The organism is Rhizobium hidalgonense, assembly GCF_005862185.2.
GTDB lineage: Bacteria > Pseudomonadota > Alphaproteobacteria > Rhizobiales > Rhizobiaceae > Rhizobium > Rhizobium hidalgonense.
Genome location: NZ_CP054030.1, coordinates 60,050 through 75,862, shown reverse-complemented (window position 1 = coordinate 75,862; position 15,813 = coordinate 60,050). Strand labels below are relative to the sequence as shown.

General features: G+C 56.6%; 11 protein-coding genes and 1 pseudogene. 4 read left to right on the top strand and 8 right to left on the bottom strand.

Annotated features, from left to right (window positions below):
• Positions 1 to 508 precede the first annotated feature (508 nt).
• The 5 genes from FFM81_RS31520 to repA form a co-directional block, all read right to left on the bottom strand.
• Positions 509 to 763 carry a hypothetical protein gene (locus tag FFM81_RS31520; protein WP_138386351.1) on the bottom strand — a complete coding sequence of 85 codons (255 nt, stop codon included), beginning with the start codon at positions 761 to 763 and terminating at the stop codon, positions 509 to 511.
• The gene (locus FFM81_RS31515) at positions 742 to 2,094 is read right to left on the bottom strand and encodes a hypothetical protein (protein WP_138386352.1); all 1,353 of its coding nucleotides are present in this window, start codon (positions 2,092 to 2,094) and stop codon (positions 742 to 744) included. The genes FFM81_RS31520 and FFM81_RS31515 overlap by 22 nt, the downstream gene beginning before the upstream one ends.
• 544 nt (positions 2,095 to 2,638) lie before the next feature.
• Positions 2,639 to 3,850, bottom strand: a complete 1,212-nt coding sequence (gene repC, locus FFM81_RS31510; RefSeq protein ID WP_138386353.1) for a plasmid replication protein RepC — start codon at positions 3,848 to 3,850, stop codon at positions 2,639 to 2,641.
• Positions 3,851 to 4,002: 152 nt separating this feature from the next.
• On the bottom strand, positions 4,003 to 4,968 hold the full coding sequence (gene repB, locus FFM81_RS31505) for a plasmid partitioning protein RepB (protein WP_138386354.1): 966 nt from the start codon (positions 4,966 to 4,968) through the stop codon (positions 4,003 to 4,005).
• A complete protein-coding gene (repA, locus tag FFM81_RS31500; RefSeq protein ID WP_138386355.1) occupies positions 4,965 to 6,179 on the bottom strand; it encodes a plasmid partitioning protein RepA in 1,215 nt (404 codons plus the stop codon). Before repA ends, repB begins: the two co-directional genes overlap by 4 nt.
• 874 nt (positions 6,180 to 7,053) lie before the next feature.
• Between repA and FFM81_RS33050 the strand changes: the two genes are divergently transcribed.
• Positions 7,054 to 7,584, top strand: coding sequence for a hypothetical protein (locus tag FFM81_RS33050; protein ID WP_246401445.1), 531 nt, complete (start codon positions 7,054 to 7,056; stop codon positions 7,582 to 7,584).
• Here the strand turns inward: FFM81_RS33050 and FFM81_RS31490 are convergent.
• Positions 7,528 to 8,445, bottom strand: a complete 918-nt coding sequence (locus FFM81_RS31490) for a recombinase family protein (protein ID WP_138386356.1) — start codon at positions 8,443 to 8,445, stop codon at positions 7,528 to 7,530. The genes FFM81_RS33050 and FFM81_RS31490 overlap by 57 nt on opposite strands.
• A 513-nt stretch (positions 8,446 to 8,958) precedes the next feature.
• Here FFM81_RS31490 and FFM81_RS31485 point away from each other — a divergent pair.
• The gene (locus FFM81_RS31485) at positions 8,959 to 10,098 is read left to right on the top strand and encodes an RHE_PE00001 family protein (protein WP_138386357.1); all 1,140 of its coding nucleotides are present in this window, start codon (positions 8,959 to 8,961) and stop codon (positions 10,096 to 10,098) included.
• A 12-nt stretch (positions 10,099 to 10,110) separates the two neighbouring features.
• On the opposite strand, the gene FFM81_RS31480 is transcribed toward FFM81_RS31485, so the two are convergent.
• Both FFM81_RS31480 and FFM81_RS31475 read right to left on the bottom strand, forming a co-directional pair.
• Positions 10,111 to 12,846, bottom strand: coding sequence for a hypothetical protein (locus FFM81_RS31480; protein ID WP_138386358.1), 2,736 nt, complete (start codon positions 12,844 to 12,846; stop codon positions 10,111 to 10,113).
• Between the two features lie 67 nt (positions 12,847 to 12,913).
• The gene (locus FFM81_RS31475; protein WP_138386359.1) at positions 12,914 to 13,381 is read right to left on the bottom strand and encodes a hypothetical protein; all 468 of its coding nucleotides are present in this window, start codon (positions 13,379 to 13,381) and stop codon (positions 12,914 to 12,916) included.
• A 107-nt stretch (positions 13,382 to 13,488) separates the two neighbouring features.
• Here FFM81_RS31475 and FFM81_RS31470 point away from each other — a divergent pair.
• Together FFM81_RS31470 and FFM81_RS31465 are read left to right on the top strand one after the other, a co-directional pair.
• Positions 13,489 to 14,676 (top strand): annotated as a pseudogene (locus tag FFM81_RS31470) (IS3 family transposase).
• Between the two features lie 88 nt (positions 14,677 to 14,764).
• The gene (locus tag FFM81_RS31465; protein WP_173883903.1) at positions 14,765 to 15,649 is read left to right on the top strand and encodes a bacteriophage abortive infection AbiH family protein; all 885 of its coding nucleotides are present in this window, start codon (positions 14,765 to 14,767) and stop codon (positions 15,647 to 15,649) included.
• Positions 15,650 to 15,813 lie beyond the last annotated feature (164 nt).

Genomic DNA, 15,813 nt, shown 5'->3' with positions numbered 1-15,813 from the left:
ACGTCGTTATTTCGGCTAGCGATTTCGCTCCAAAATACCGGAGAGGGCGTTTGACGGTCCATGTCCGTGGTAGTTCAAAGCGCTTGTAGCGATGGCTTCAGAACTCCCCGTTGAACGCATTTGGGCTCCAAGGCGATGCCACCAAAAAATCCATATAGGCCAGTAGGTTACGTCCGTTGACCGCGGTCAACGACAGTTTTTTCAGGTACACGCGGCAGGCTCGCCTATCGAAGCTTGCTTCAGATCGGCTTTGAACGGGGCGCGCGCGTCGCCACGCTATAGCACTTCAACAACCGATCGGCGAGAAATGAGACCAAAGATCCGCCGAAAAAGATCATTGAAATTCAATCCGTTATCGCCGTTGACCGCGGTCAACGGCGATATCCGCCGTCTCGAGCTGGAAAACCCATGGGTCCGCTTCGTCATGGAGATGCAAGCGGCCAACGCGTCCTAGCGGTGGGCCTGGAGGCGAATGAGGTGGGACAGCATTTCCTGACGAATGGGAGTGTCAGGTAAATGGAGCGACGCGCATTGCCAGCTCTCGCATTTTGGCCAAGCTGACTTCATCATAACAGCATTGCAGGGGCGTTCGTCGGCCAGGAAGCCCGTCATTTCGTCTCTGGATGAACCGAAGCCCATTGAGGCCGTATTTCTTCTTCACCCAAACCTGAAAATCTTCCTGGATCACAGGGATCGAACCCTTATGCACGAACCGTCGCTCCAGCGCCTCAAGCGAGGTTTTCAGACCACTGTCCGATGCCATCGCATGCTCAAGGGAGACTGCCCTCTTTGAAATGGTCTTGTGGCGAGCCAGATCTCAGCGATCTCCATGTCAAATTTTTGTAGAGCTTTCGCTCGCAGTCTTTCACACCGAAGAAGTCCCTTTTCCCTTTCGACGATCGCCGCCCGCGCCGCGTTAGCTGCGATTGCCGCGCTCATCGGAAGACCGAGTGGTTCGCCAAGATCGGGTGTATCCGAGTTAAGTGCGTTCTCGATTGCGGCAAGTTGCTTCTTCAACCGCTCCCACTGATAATTTCCGACAGCAATAATATCGAGGGGCGTCGAGCGACCAACGAGCGGACGTGTCCACCATTCCTTGATGCCGCTTTCAAACTCATCCCTGTCTGCGGGGCCCAGCTTTGCTGCGATCCGCTGAAGAGTTGCTTGCGCCTCGTCGCAGCGCTTGGCGGTAAGTTCGCCTCGCGTCGGGCGTTGAGCCACGGGCCCAAATGGCAGCGGCTGCTGCCGGGGGAGTTCCACAAGCAGGCGCCAAATTCCGCCAAGACAAACCACCGCACCGCGTTTTTCCAGGTCGGACAAGAAGGTAAACACGCACGCCTCGACCCCTAACGCGGGAAGGCCCGCTTCAGCTGCTTCATGCTTGGAACAATCGAAACTTCTCAGTTCGAGGTGCAGATGTTCGGCGGCTTTGAGCTTCGAGACAATGCGGCTCAACGGAAGACCGAGACCGCCCAGCTCGAGCAAAACGAAGGTGCGCCAATCAAGGGATGACGTTCGGAAATAGCCCTCGAACGATGGGTGCGCGTCGCTCAGCCACTCCGAGACTGATTCCTTCTTAGCGGCAGGGGCAGGGACGGGCACTTTGCGCAATCCGGACAGCCGATCGTAAAGCCTTGCCAGGTCCTTTGATTTCTGCGATGTCAGCTCGCCACGTTCCCGCACTCCATCAAGGTGGTAGAGAGCGTACAGATGACTTTCCAGCTCTTCGTTGAAGATCCATCGTCGGGGCGCTACGCGTCGGACGTGGTTCTCAACCGCCTCAAGGGGCATATTGCCGGGGACGGAACGTGGTTTGATGTCGATCTCGAAAGCTTCAATCCGCTGGCGCCGGATCAAGCTGGCCTTTGAAAAAGGAACCGGATGCGTAACGGCGATCTCCATGAGAAGAGGTTTGTCCACGCCTGTGAAGATAACGTCAGGCTGGTATCCCTCGAACCGCTGCTCGGTCCTGACATCCCTCAATTCGACCTCGGTCGGATCGAGCAAACAATGTCCGTCCTGCGATGCGGACGGAAGCTGAACGTGGCCGCCCTTGAGGAACAGGTCTCTCGCAAAACTGTGCAGGGCTGTCATCTGACCCGTGGTTCCGCATCCTGGGGTACCTTTTCCCGCGTCCGACCGGTGGGCAAAATGCGGTGTCACGTGTTTGGTGCGAGCAACAAGGGGCACATCACATTCGGGGCATGTACAGAAGCAATTCCTGCCGTTCGCGGCCTGGGAGATATGCAAAATCTCGCCCCTTGAATGCCTACCGAATGTAAGCGTTGGGCCCGGCATGACTTAATCTCCTTCATTCAAACCATGTCACGCGCATAAGGCAGAAAACAAAACCACGCCTAAATCGCTCTCGTCGAATTTTAACGATCGTGCCGAAACGGGACAAAAGCTATGCAATACCAGGTGCTACTCGTGGCCATTGTGCCATCGATACGACACGACAGTCGCCGTCGACCATGACGATCAAATCGCCGACGGCAACCGCGAGACACGACGGCCGCCTCATTGATCAATGCTATAACGCCAGTCGATTACGAACTTGGCCGGGATAGACGTCATGAGCTTCGGCAGCAGTGGGATTGCACGTTGCCGTGACAATCCGCGGGAAGGGCCAGTCGCGTTATCCCGTCTTCAGTTGCCCGCCTGCGTTCGCCTTCAAAAGCGCCATGATCATCGGCCCGAGCGAGAATTCCAACTGCTCGGCGCGTCTTGTGAGGTCCCGCAGATAGCCGCCGGCGGAATTGATCAGGTTTGCCCGTTCAAAAATGCAGGCCATCGCCACCGCGGCATTTTCGGGGCCCATGACCTCGCAAGCCTCCTGATAAGCAGAGGGGCTTACGCCAAGCATTGAGCGGATTACCACCGCCGCTGACATGAGATCGCGCCAATTCCCGATGGCTCCGCCCGGCCCGTAATCAGGAATTTGCGGGCACGCCTTCAGCACAACGGAGAGGGGGAATGCCTTCAGCGGCTCCCTCGGCCTTGCTGCCTTGCTCGACTTTTCGCCCTGCTCTTTTTCAGAGCTAGGTTCAAATACAATAGTGGAATCTGGGTTTGAATTCTGTATGTGCCGCTCATTTTGGTCATCATTGATGCTATCATTTCCGGTTTTTGCGTTTGCTTCCAAGCGGTTGAGGACTTCTTCCTTCAGCATTTCCATACTTTCGAGGGTTTCCATCATCTCGGCCAAGCTCGGCGTCCTTGGAAAGCCGCTCATCAGTCCGACATAGACGCCCTCGACTGCCTGCCAATCGCCATCGACACCCTCTTCGATGGCTGCCGTTATGAGCTTGCGGATGTCCCGCCGGCAGATAGTGAGCTTCTCCTTGGCTTTCCTATACTCTGCGCGCGTCGCGATTACCTCTTGGGCCAGCAGCGCGAGTTCCTCGGCACGGGCGAGCAACGGAGAAATATCGAAGCCAAAAGCGCTTTCAACATCCCCGTCCGCGCCCTTACGGGCGAAGCGTTTGCCGTTGGCGCTGTCCTTGCGGATGATCAGGCCGGTATCGACCAGCGCACCCAAATGGCGGCGTAAGGTCGAGCCAGGCATGCTGTGCGCGCGCAGTGACAGCTGTATGTTCGACGGGAAAACCACCAACTGCGCATCTCCTCGCAGTTCTTTCTCGGGGTAGAAGCTCAACAGAGCGTCGAGGACAGCGAGGCTACTCGACTGCAGGCCAAGCAGTTCCATCGCTGCCGAAGCGTCGCGGAAGACTTTCCACTTGTCGACAGATTTGCTTGTCGGTATTTCGCGGACCGCCTGTTGCCGCCTGACAAGGGCAAGCGTCACCGGCCGCCGCCCAAAGGGCGTCGTCACACTTTCCGTATGCATCGTTCTTCACCTTCTAACGGGCAAAAGAAATTCGTTCGCCGAAACGGCGCCTAGACTCTTGACGATGAATCCCGGAAATGCGATTCTACTGGTGCTTAGACAGATAGGGGCTTCCGAGACGGCGACGTTTTGGGGGCTCTTTTCTTTTGCGGTTAAACTTCCTGTTTTCCAACGGACTTCGCACGGCGCTCTTCGAAAAGAGCAACCGCGTCATTGAGCAGAAAGGACGCGAACTCCCCCGCTTCCTTTCTGTCGAGCGTAATCTCGATCTTTGACTTGCTCTGCTTGACATGGCCCAGTCGCTGACCGGATGAGGTCGAGAGAACTTCAGGCAAACCACGAACAACGCGGCGTGGCTGGAGGGCGGTCAGAAGCGCCTTGAACCGATCCTGCGAGGTCATGCTTTGCATCTCGTCCGATCGCGCCAGCTCCAAAGGGTTATTGTTCTCGTCCTTATGGATCAAATCCGCGAGCTCCTGCCAGCTTCGCCGCCCGATACCGGGGGCGGGTCCGATAGCATCGATCAAATCAGCCGGAATAGCGTCAACGACCGAAAGCATTCGCGTCAATTCGGCCTTGTCGACAGACATTGCAGATATGATCACATCGCGGGGAAAACGCTCTTTCAGTCGCTGCGCGAACCGTGACTTCTCAATGTAGGAGAGATCCTCGCGTTCGTTGTTTTCCTGCCCTTGGGCGATCACCAGTTCCTCGTCGGTCAAGGCACGGATAACCGCCTTGACCGGCAAGCCGAGTTCCTTAATGGCGCGCAAACGGCGATGACCGAAGGCGACCTGATAATGTCCCGGTTTGTCCGGATGGGGGCGTACCAGGATTGGTACCTGCTGACCTTGATCACGGATCGACGACAGCAGACCATCGATATCGCCGGCCATGCGATCACGAACGAAAGACGGCTCGACGAGAGCTGTGTCCAAGTCGATCACGACCTGACCTTCAGCGAGCCGCCGCTCAATATCGTCGGCGCGTGCCTGGCGGGCTTTCTCCTCGCGCATTGTATTGGCGACTTGCCCGACAAGCTTGTTGTCGGATGTTGCAGCCTTTACAGGCATGTCGGCATCGACCTGGATCAGGTTCAGGAGGTTCTTTCTGCTCATGTCGCTCGTCCCCAAGCTTTCTTGATCAGGGTTTCAATCTCGTCATTGACGCTGTTCATCGATTCAATCGCTCGGTCGTAGGTGCTGCGTGTGAACTGACCGCGTTCGACTTCATAAAGTGTTTGATTGGTGAGCCCTGCATCTGACACGGCAGTCGACTTCAGCATCGGGAAGTTCAGGACATGGGCGCCAAAAATAGACCGAAGATAGCCGACCATCTGATTTTGAGGTCCGTCAGACGGCTCAAACCGCGTGATGAGGTAGCGCAGCCAGGCAAAATCAACGTTGCCGCCGGCGGCGGCCACTTCTCGCAGCAGATCGGCAACCATTGCTAGGAACTGGTTCATCGACATGACGTCCAGCATTTGCGGGTGAACCGTCACGAGAACCGATGTTGCCGCGGTGAGGGCAGACAGCGTGAGGTAGCCCAGTTGAGGAGGGCAATCAATGATGACGATATCGTAGTCGTCACTCACATCACCAATCGCGTCGCTGAGGCGTTGAAAGAACATCACATCGCCCGGTTTGCGCGTCATCAGCGCGCGTGGGGTATCATGTTCGAACTCCATCAGTTCGAGGTTTCCCGGAACAAGCTCCAGGCCCGGAATGTAGGTTTTCCGGATGATGTCCTTTACCGGCCGACGGCTCTCGTCATAGCGTATGGCGCCGTACATCGTGTCGTTCGGGTGCACATCGAGTTCAGGCTGATGTCCAAACAGGGCGGACATACTTGCCTGCGGATCAAGATCGATGGCAAGGACGCGATAACCCTTCAAAGCCAAGTGTTGGGCGAGATGAACGGACGTGGTCGTTTTGCCCGAGCCGCCCTTGAAGTTCATGACGGAAATGACCTGAAGGTCTTCACCGTCCCGGCGGTGCGGCAAATACCTGCGGTCAGCTCTGCCTACCTTGTCGAGATGGCGGCGGATCTTGTCGATATCATCAACGGAATAAGAGCGTCGACCACCAGGCGTCGTACTCACTTCCAGATCGTCAATATCGTTAGAAACCTGACGAAGATAAACTTCCTTCACGCCCACGAACTTTGCAGCTTCTGAGGGTTGGAAATGGCGTATTCCCTTTTGCGCGGTCGGCGGGAACGTGCTCACATGATGAGCTTGTAGCTGAACGGCAAGAGCCGACGAATGCCGGTCTATAAGGCTTACGAGGGTTTCCCGTGATGGTGCCTGCGCTTCAGCTTTGGTTTTCATGTCTTGCCCAAAATTCGGTAACAGCGGTTCAATGCGGCAAAACCCTTTTTCAACCGCTGTTACAATTAGCCTCGATTCTGACGCCTGGGCAAGCTCTTTAAGGTTAACAGAACCTTAACGCAAAACTCCTCTCGAAGGCACTAGGCCTAAAACATCGTGATATAGCAACGATGTAGCGAACTTTCGTCAAAACAAGCCGCTGGCGACGGAAGCTAAAAATATGAGTCGATAAGATTGAAGGGCACGCATAGACGGGCGTCAGTGCGGTGAATGACCCGACTCAGGGCAGAATCGGAGGCAACAAGTTTGCTTTGAACAATCGACATATAGCTTCGCCCGGACCGCATTCGATCTGGTTGTCGGAACAGCTGAAATTTTGCACAGGATCCCACTTATCGCTTTGGTCAAGAACATCCGACATAGGGCCGAAAGCAGCCGTTCTTTGTAGAATGCCTTTCAATTCCTGGCGTCGTCCAACTGTCATTTTCGTGGAGCATTTTGCGATCTGCGGTGGTTGATCGTGGCCAAGCCCATACGTCGGCCAGGAGGTCTCACTGGCGCAGACACCTGACAGGATGCTCATCAGCGAGACAGCCTGGCAAAAGGCTTTGGCTCGCGAGGCGGTCATTCGGCCCATCGCTTTTGTGGAGAAGCTGACTGCGCCGGTCGGCCCAAGAGCTCTTTCGTGAGTAATCCCTTGGACAGAGGCGTCTGTCCGGTGTGCCTTGATGAGGATGTCGAAGAGGGGAGGGACCATTATTGCCGGAGATCGTGGGCAGGCGTCGAAGCAGTGGTCGGTCCTCGGCATGGAATTGGCCTCGAGGCGCGGAGTTTTCAGCGGCGCGATCAAGCAGAGATAGTGCAGGTAGCTACGGTGATCAGCGACGCCATTGCCAAAGGCGAACCGGAGCGTGACCTTATCGCCACGGCAAGTCGCTTCTTCTGGGCGACGACATCGGAGGGAACACCCTACATAAGCTCGCTGGGTCTGCCGCTGCCCTATGGCCGGTGTCCATCGGCATCGACGGTCATTGCGCCGCTGACGAGCCTTTCACCGGCATGGCGGGCGGTCACGATTCGGCGATTACGGAACTGCTCTTTGGGCTGGTCGCCGAAACGCCACGACTTCCGTCGTCCGCTCACAAGGCCTTTCGGCAATTCGAGCTCGGGCCCACCGCCCCAGATCTCCAAGCCCCTTTACCAGGTGGCTTCAGCCGTGAAACTCCGTCCTGAACACGAATACGGGAAGCTCGCCACCGACATCATCCAGAGCGACGGCTGGAAATCTCTGCCGCCGAAAGCGGGACGAGCGAGAAACCGCGCAATCGGTAGGTTGATGCTCCGTGCCTCAATGACGGATGAGGCCGAACCGATGCGCCTCATCCAGCAAGTTGCGAACGGATGATGGCTGCCATTTGCGTCCTCCGCGCGCCGGTCGCTCTCCCATCTGATCAAGCTGGCTGGCAATGTCGCGCAGCGACAGGCCGGGATCGGCAATGGCAATCGCTGCGACAAGCTTCATGAGGTGATCTTCTGGCGCGCGGCGTGGAGAGCGGACCAATAGCTCGGGGTCCGCCAACTTTTCGCGGACCATCCGATGCACGGCGCGACGTAGCCTTTCCACCGTCCAGTCATGGCCTCGACGATTGAGGACCCGCACAACGTTGTCCCAGCTATGCTTCGGGCGAAGTTGCCGAACAGTCGGGAGCCAGGTCTGGGCAGAGGAGATCAGCTCGTCGATATAGAGTTTTTGCCGCGCCTTCGACACAGCCTTGATCGCCTCCGGCCGCCTCTCCCGAAGACCTGGATTGCCTGGCAGCCTGCCGCGGGCTTTTGCCGCCTTGATGCCTGCCTTGGTTCGCTCGGCGATCAGCGCACGTTCGAGCTGCGCGACGGCGCCAAGGACCTGGAGAGAAAACATGCCCTGCGGCGTGGACGTATCGATCGGATCGCGGATCGACCGAAAATGTGCACCACGCTCTTCGAGGTCCTCGATCACCTGCAACAGATGGCTGACCGATCTGGCGAGACGATCCAGCCGGACGACGACAAGCACATCGCCGGCGGTGAGGTCTCCGAGCAGCCTTGTCAGAACTGGTCGCGCCCGCGATGCGCCGGAGCCCTGTTCCTGAAATATCCGCTCACAGCCGGCGGCACGCAGCTCGTCCATCTGTGCGTCATGGACCTGATCGTCGGTCGAGACGCGGGCGTAGCCAATGAGACGCTTTGGAACTGGTGGTGGATTGGCGACTTGCCGTTTTACCATGGTTTTTTCGGGCGCTTTTCAAGTGCTTTGTACAGGCAAGGAATGCATGAGAAAATGACCAGTTGCAAGCGTGTTTTATATGGTAAATGCAGCCCCACCAGACTCGAAATGCGACGTCGAACGGGCATCCGGCAGCAACCAGCGTGAAGCGCGCTCTGGCGGCCATCTGTGGCGGAAATGCCTGAAAATAAGGAGATCGGAGGAGGAGAGGGGCAAGAACGGTCGGCTGAGCAGAACAATGATGAGGGAAGCCGCATCATAGCCGAATGCCAGGACCGCCGTGAGCGGCCCGCGGAGCAGCGCCCGTTCCACCGATCCTAGCCGAAATCTGCCAAAAAGGCCGGAAAACCAGGGATTTCCGGTCATCGAGGGCGACCGACATTGCTGATTTGCGACTCCAGATCAACAACCATCGATAACCAGTACTTATCGATGGTTAAAGCCTCAACCAGCAATCATACCATGTGAGGAACCGTAATATAATTATAGAGTTCCCATAAGAAATCATTTACCATGATTTCAATGGCTTACGATCTCGCGAGAATCAGCATGACAGCCTTTATTCGTCCGGCTTTCGACGCCGGTATCGCGCTCACGCGTCTCGACGAGCGTATCGCTCGTTCACCTGTCGGGCAGGGCTTCGTCGAACGCTCCCACTTCACCGACGCCTGCGCCTCATCGTGGATCGACGGCGAACTCGTCCATCTCGAAGACCTCGTCCTCCACGACGCCACTAAGGATATTCGCACACCGACCCATGAGCTGACAATCGCCCGCGACGTCCTGCGCACTCGTCGGCGGATCGCCGGCCAATCCCCGGATTGGGCGCTCTCTGCCGACGGCATCCGCTCGCTGCGGAAAACCTCGGAGATCGGGTCGGGCGGCGGGGACGAGGCGACGACGGCCGGAGTTATTCGGCCGGCGCTCGCGATCGCCGCGGAAGGGGAGGGGGAAGATATCGACGAGATCGAGAACCGCCCGGGTGTCGACTATGCCGCGATCGATGCGGTGCTGGCCCGGTCGGAAGCCGCAATCGCGAACGCAACAAGGCCCGGCGGCAGCCGTGCTGCGGAAAAAGATCCGCTGGTCTACGATCTCGATTGGGACGAGGACGCGCGGCTGGAAGAATGGCGCGGCGTGTTGCGGCAGGCGGACGACCTGCCGGCAATGCTTCAAGCGATCGTCGCCCTTGATGCCTGGAACGAACTGTCCGTCCTTCAGCACGCGCCTTGGCTCGGCCGGCTGCTGGCCGCCTCGATCCTGCGCCAGGCCGGCGTTACGAGCGGCGCCCATCTTGCCGCCATCAATCTTGGCCTGAAAACCATTCCCGTCGATCGGCGCCGGAATCGTGATCGCGAAACCCGGCTTCTGGCCATCGCCCAAGGCCTGGTCGCGGCCGCCGAGATCGGGCTGAAGGAGCACGATCGTCTGGCGCTCGCGCGAAAAATGATGGAGCGGAAGCTGGACGGACGCCGGACGTCTTCAAAGCTGCCGGAGTTGGTCGAGCTCGTGATGGCAAAGCCGTTGGTGTCGGCCGGGATGGTGGCGAAGGCGCTCGATGTGACGCCGCAGGCGGCGCGGCGGATTGTTTTGGAGCTGGGCCTGCGCGAGATGACGGGGAGGGGGAGGTTTCGGGCATGGGGAGTGATATGACAGTGCGATCGACTAGCTATGCTCGATCAGCATCCAGTTTGTTGCCTCTCGGGCGAGCAGCCAAGTGCACAGCTCTTCTTGCGTTCTCCGTGCTTGAGAAGTGGGTGGAGTGGCCCTGCGCAGCCGCCGGAGGAAACTTGTCCCTCGGGACTCTGGAACGCTAACGGGACCGCCCCCAGCGAGGTTTATCGCTTTTATCCCAAGCCATAGCTGCAGTTCATAGGTACCGATGCCCGTTGGCTCCTCGCTGTGTGAAACCTCGTCCAATGCGAGCTCGGCATTGGGATCAAAGTGCCAGTCTTTTCTTATCCCGTTGGGAACTTGGCCTCCTAACGTCGCGAACCCGCCTAGAAGACATAACGGCCGGCTCAGGTATTTTCCATTCTCTCCGAGGTTGCCCAGTTCATCAAATACCCGTTTCGCCAACTCTGGCACCAGCAAATGTTGTCTCAATTCTGGAGGGAGGTAGTTGGCCAAGGACAAAAGGGCACCTGCTATTGCTCCGGTGCTGCCAACACTTACGGCGCCAGCCAACCACCCCGCATCCCTCAATTCTAAGAGCAGAACGTTGAGCTCCTTGCGACTCGCATTCGCTATTCGGATCAATCGGGATAGGTGACCAAGAGCGAAGCCAGCCTGCCACAGAGCCGGATCTGCTCGTCGAATCTGCTGTAATGCCGGCGCGACGGACAACTCGGATCGGTCCAACCTTTCGAAATGCCAGGCGGCTGAGACAGTCTCCTTCGCTGCCTCGGATCTGGCATAATGCTGAGCCGCTTCCCACGCGATTAAGTCGATCGCAGCCAGCGCCTCGGAGCCATTGGGAAGAAGACGTACGAAGGCAGAGACTTCGCTTGCTGGACGAGCATGTATCATCTCCATGAAGGAGCTATCGAATACGACACGACCGATCAAAGCAGCGGACTTTGGAAATCCAATATTTTGTGCGCGCGATAAGAATTGATTTATGGACCAGACAGATGGCGAGCGTTTCATCAATGTTTCGATCGCGCGCGCCGCGACTATTTGTTCGTCGACCTGTTCATTCGTCAAGAGATGCGAAGTAACGGCATACACAGCAAGATTTGATAGTTCCTGCAACGTATGACACCGCTGTGGCCAGCCGACTTCTCCTATTGCGTTGTTGACAACAATGTCAAACGATTCAGATGACCGGCTAGAGCGCTTCGACCTTCTGATTGCAGCCGAAATGCGCCGACCCAAAACGAGACTTTGGGAGGCTGCCAATAATCTCTCAGCCTCCACGTCAAATCCAGGGCCCATCGCCTCAAGGAGCAGCGGACCAAGAGCAGGATGAATAAGGCGGTAGTGCCGCCTGCGCGCTTCACCAAGGTCTTCAAAGACAACTAAACCAAGAGTGTTGATTGCGGTGTCAAATCCAGTCGCCAGGGTAGGGATTTGATCTTCCGCTAAGGGGACTTCAAACTCGGCGACGGCAGCAAGTCGAAGGATGTTTGAAAGTTCTCCGACCGCTGTAAGAGGTTGAAGATATCTGGCACGGACGGCGTCGACGGCATCGTAAGCCGCCAGCCGAAAGTCGCCATTCACTAAGTTTTGTAATCTACGGTCAACTGCTGCGGTGAAAGCAACCAAGTCGACTGCTATTTCTGGCTTAGACCTGCTTCCGCCGAAGGTTTCGGCCCATCTATCGAGAGCCAGTGGCGGTGCGCGAACGATAGATACGCCTTCGCGTAACGCTAGCCTGCCCACGACTGCGTTCATTTCGTCGATCCCCGCGCGCAGTTCGTGGACGGGCGGATCGCCAGCCAAGCGGAGCCCGCGCTTTTCGGTGTATCGGCCTAGCAAGAGAATTCTTGCTCCAATCGGATGAAGATGGCGGAACCACGTATCGTAGATCCTTGCAGCGTAAGCGTGGTCGATGTGAATGTTGTCGATGATGAAAAGGGTATTTTTCGCTCCCAAACTCGACATCGCATTGAGCAAATCTGAGCCTGCTAACTCATCTGTGGCGCGTGAGATATCGACGTACCAGACAGGGTTTGGTGCGATAAGCGGATCCCGCGCTACGAGTTCGGCTAATGTCGTTTTACCTGCAGCGCCGTAACCTCGGACGACAGAAGCACCGGTCCGCATTAGATCGGCGATCACGCCGTCAGTAATGGCCGGGCGCCATACTGCACCCGCCCGATACTCATCGAGTGTCGGTTGGAAAAGACCTAGTTTATTGTCGCTGATAACGGTCTCACCGAGCATCCTGAACCAGTCAGGAACTGTCCTCAGTCCTAGATGCAATTGACGAACGAGTGCATATTCAGGTCGGCAGAGCTCGAGCACAAGGTCGCTGCCGACAAGAATTGTGATCTTCGATCTTTCTATGCCCAATGCCGCGAAGCGATCAAGCCATTGATCAAGATTAGCTGCGGACGGAGCATCAGATGGATAACCTCCTACGAAAACGTAACCGGATAGATTTCTGTGATCCGGATCTTGGGCATGAGAGAGGTCCGCTTCAAGGTGATTTCTCCAGGTCGTATCCTGCCTAGTTGCTTCAACTCCATCGACCTCGTTGCTGCCCGTTACCACAAAAGCATCCGGCCACCCTTTCGTTGTCTGATCCTCGTCATTGCGGCCTCCGCGCCTTAAGATATGGCTTCCAAACCGATTTGGAAATTTGACGCACGCAAGATCTTCAGCAAGCTTTTGAAGATCGACCGCATGGATTTGCTGCAATTTTTGTCGGATTTGAGCTTGGAGATGAGCTGACATTGGACTCTAAGCGTTCTAAGATAAAGATTGCGAGGGGAAAACGTTACGGCACGCGCCTGCTTGTGTGTCAGTAGTAGCCGGTGTAGTCATTCATTAGGTCACACGATGTTGCAAGCTCTCCGAGCAACGCGAGTGTGAGCGAAAGCAATTTTTTGGTGCGCTTTGGGTCGTCGAAACCCTTCGCCCCAGACTTACCACCATGGAAGAGGTTGTTTCGCACCGTTTGGCAATGGCCTATCACCTGACCCATGGTCGAAAGTCCGTTCACTGCCAACGGGCGAAATTCGAGCGAGCGATCGGCTCCAACGACCTGCTTTTGTGGATTGGCAGCTATCAGAGCCGCCGCCGTGTCTGTCAGAACATACCCTGATTCCCAGCGCGTGAGGAGTTTCTGCCAGCCGGCTTCCGCGGGTTGGCCCACTCCCTCCTTTTTCAGGTAGCCATTAGCCTTCAATGCATACTCAAAACGTGAAAAGAAATAGAGGAACTCGAACGCAAGCTCTTTTAGTTCGTCATCTACCTCTTCTCGGCGCATGGGTATCCCTCCAGATCTTGATGCCGTAAACACCATAGTGAGCGTGACCTGCCACTGCGAATTTCCTCCAGGATGGATTAGAGTCCGGCCCATTAAAGGACGGACGAATGAAGAAGCAGAGATTTACGGAAGAGCAGATTATTGCAGTGCTGAAGGAGCAGGAGGCAGGCGCGAAGGTGGCCGACCTCTGCCGCAAGCACGGGATTTCAGAAGCGACGTTTTATAACTGGAAAGCCAAATATGGCGGCATGGAAGTCTCCGAGGCGAAGCGGCTGAAGGCGCTCGAGGATGAGAATGCGAGGCTGAAGAAGCTGCTGGCCGAACAGATGCTTGATGCAGCCGCGCTCCGCGAGCTTCTTGCAAAAAAATGGTAGGGCCTGCCGCCCAGCGTGACGCCGTCACGCATCTGAAGGCCGTCATGGGTCTTTCGGAGCGGCGGGCCTGCCAGATTATATCTGCCGACCGCAAGACGATCCGTTACCGGTCAAGCCGATCGCCGGAGGTTGAACTGCGGACGAAGCTGCGCGACCTCGCCAATGAGCGGCGTCGTTTCGGCTACCGTCGGCTGTTCGTCCTGCTTCGGCGGGACGGAGAGCCGTCCGGGGTCAATCGCATCTACCGGCTCTATCGCGAGGAAGGTCTTTCCGTTCGCAAGCGGAAAGCCAGGCGGCGTGCGGTCGGCACGCGTGCGCCGATCCTGGTTGAAGCGAAGGCCAATGCCCGCTGGTCGCTGGACTTCGTGCATGATCAGTTTGCCTGCGGCAGACGCTTCCGTGTGCTCAACATTGTCGATGACGTGACGCGCGAATGCTTGGCAGCAATCCCGGACACGTCTATCCGGTCGGCGCGTCGCCCGAGAACTGACGACGCTGATCGAACGACGCGGCAAGCCCGGAATGATTGTCTCCGACAACGGCACCGAACTAACTTCGAATGCCATCCTCGCCTGGTCGAAAGATCACAAGGTCGAATGGCACTATATTGCGCCGGGGAAGCCAATGCAGAACGGCTATGTTGAGTCTTTCAACGGCCGGATGCGCGACGAGTTGCTCAACGAAAGCCTGTTCTTCGGCCTCGATCATGCCCGCAGCGCCATTGCTGAATGGGCGGACGATTACAACCATTTCCGGCCGCACTCATCGCTCGGATACAAAACCCCGGCAGACTTTGCCGGGACCATCGCCGCAACCGGCTCCAACGCTGCGCAAGATGAAAGCTTCGCGTTTCCGCCGGTTGCTCCCACCGCGCCACTTGGCGTATTCAAAACCGCCGGGGCTCTAGTCGCCGCTGGATGAAAGTTCAGTGGCAGGTCAAGCGAAAAATTGAACTGAATCGGTTTATGATTTCGTCTCAGGCCGCAGCATCCTAGGGAATCTGTAGATCGTGACAAGCAAGCTATTCGTCATCGGAAATGGCTTCGATCTTCATCATAACATCGAGTCCAAATACTCCGATTTCGCGTCATATCTCGAACGGGTGGACCAACGCACATTCCGCATAGCCGAGGAATACGTCGTGCCCGACAAGGACCTTTGGAGCGTCCTCGAAGAACGGCTAGCTGAGGTCGATGTAGATCAGATCGAAGACTATGCCGAGAATTTTCTGGCTTCGTACGGAGCGGATGACTGGAGCGACTCTGGACATCACGACTACGAATATGAAATCGAGCAGATCTGCGACGCTATAGCCATGACATTACGCAAACATTTCGCAGACTGGGTTCGAACGGTTGCCATACCTACCCAAATCGCCGTGCCAGTAAGGTGCATCGACCCGAACGCGGTCTTTCTGAATTTCAATTACACGCCAACCTTGCAGCGGATATACGGTATTTCCGACGACCGTATCCTGCACATTCACGGATCTGCGTTAGACTCCACCGCCGAGATTATCCTTGGTCACGCATGGGATCGTCAGGCATCCGAACTGCGCTCGCGATTTACCGACGAGGATACCGATGTCCGTGTGGCCGGTGGTTTTGAGCTGATCGATGATTTGCTAGCAAAGACATACAAACCGACATCCGAAATTCTCGCGCGCAAGACGGGGTTTTTTGACGCTCTCAGCCATGTCACGGAGATTTTCGTGCTCGGGCATTCGCTAGCGCAGGTCGATGAGCCATATTTTCGGGCCGTGCTAGATGGTGTTAACCCGAAAGCTCAGTGGACCATCAGCTATTACGGTGACGATGTCGCTGTGTGGTTAGCGGCCGATGCGATAGGCATCCCAACAGCGCGACTTCATCTTAGCCCGATGAGCAGACTTTAGAGGTCATGGAAGCAGGACCATTGGCTCAATCGCTGCTAGCCATCCCGTCATTCAAGGTCGATAGCTACTTGATGACGGGGAACGGCACCTGACGGCTCCGATGAGTCCGGCCGACTCTTGCCAGGTTCGATCCCGCTTCGGTCAAATCCACGTATCGAGGCATT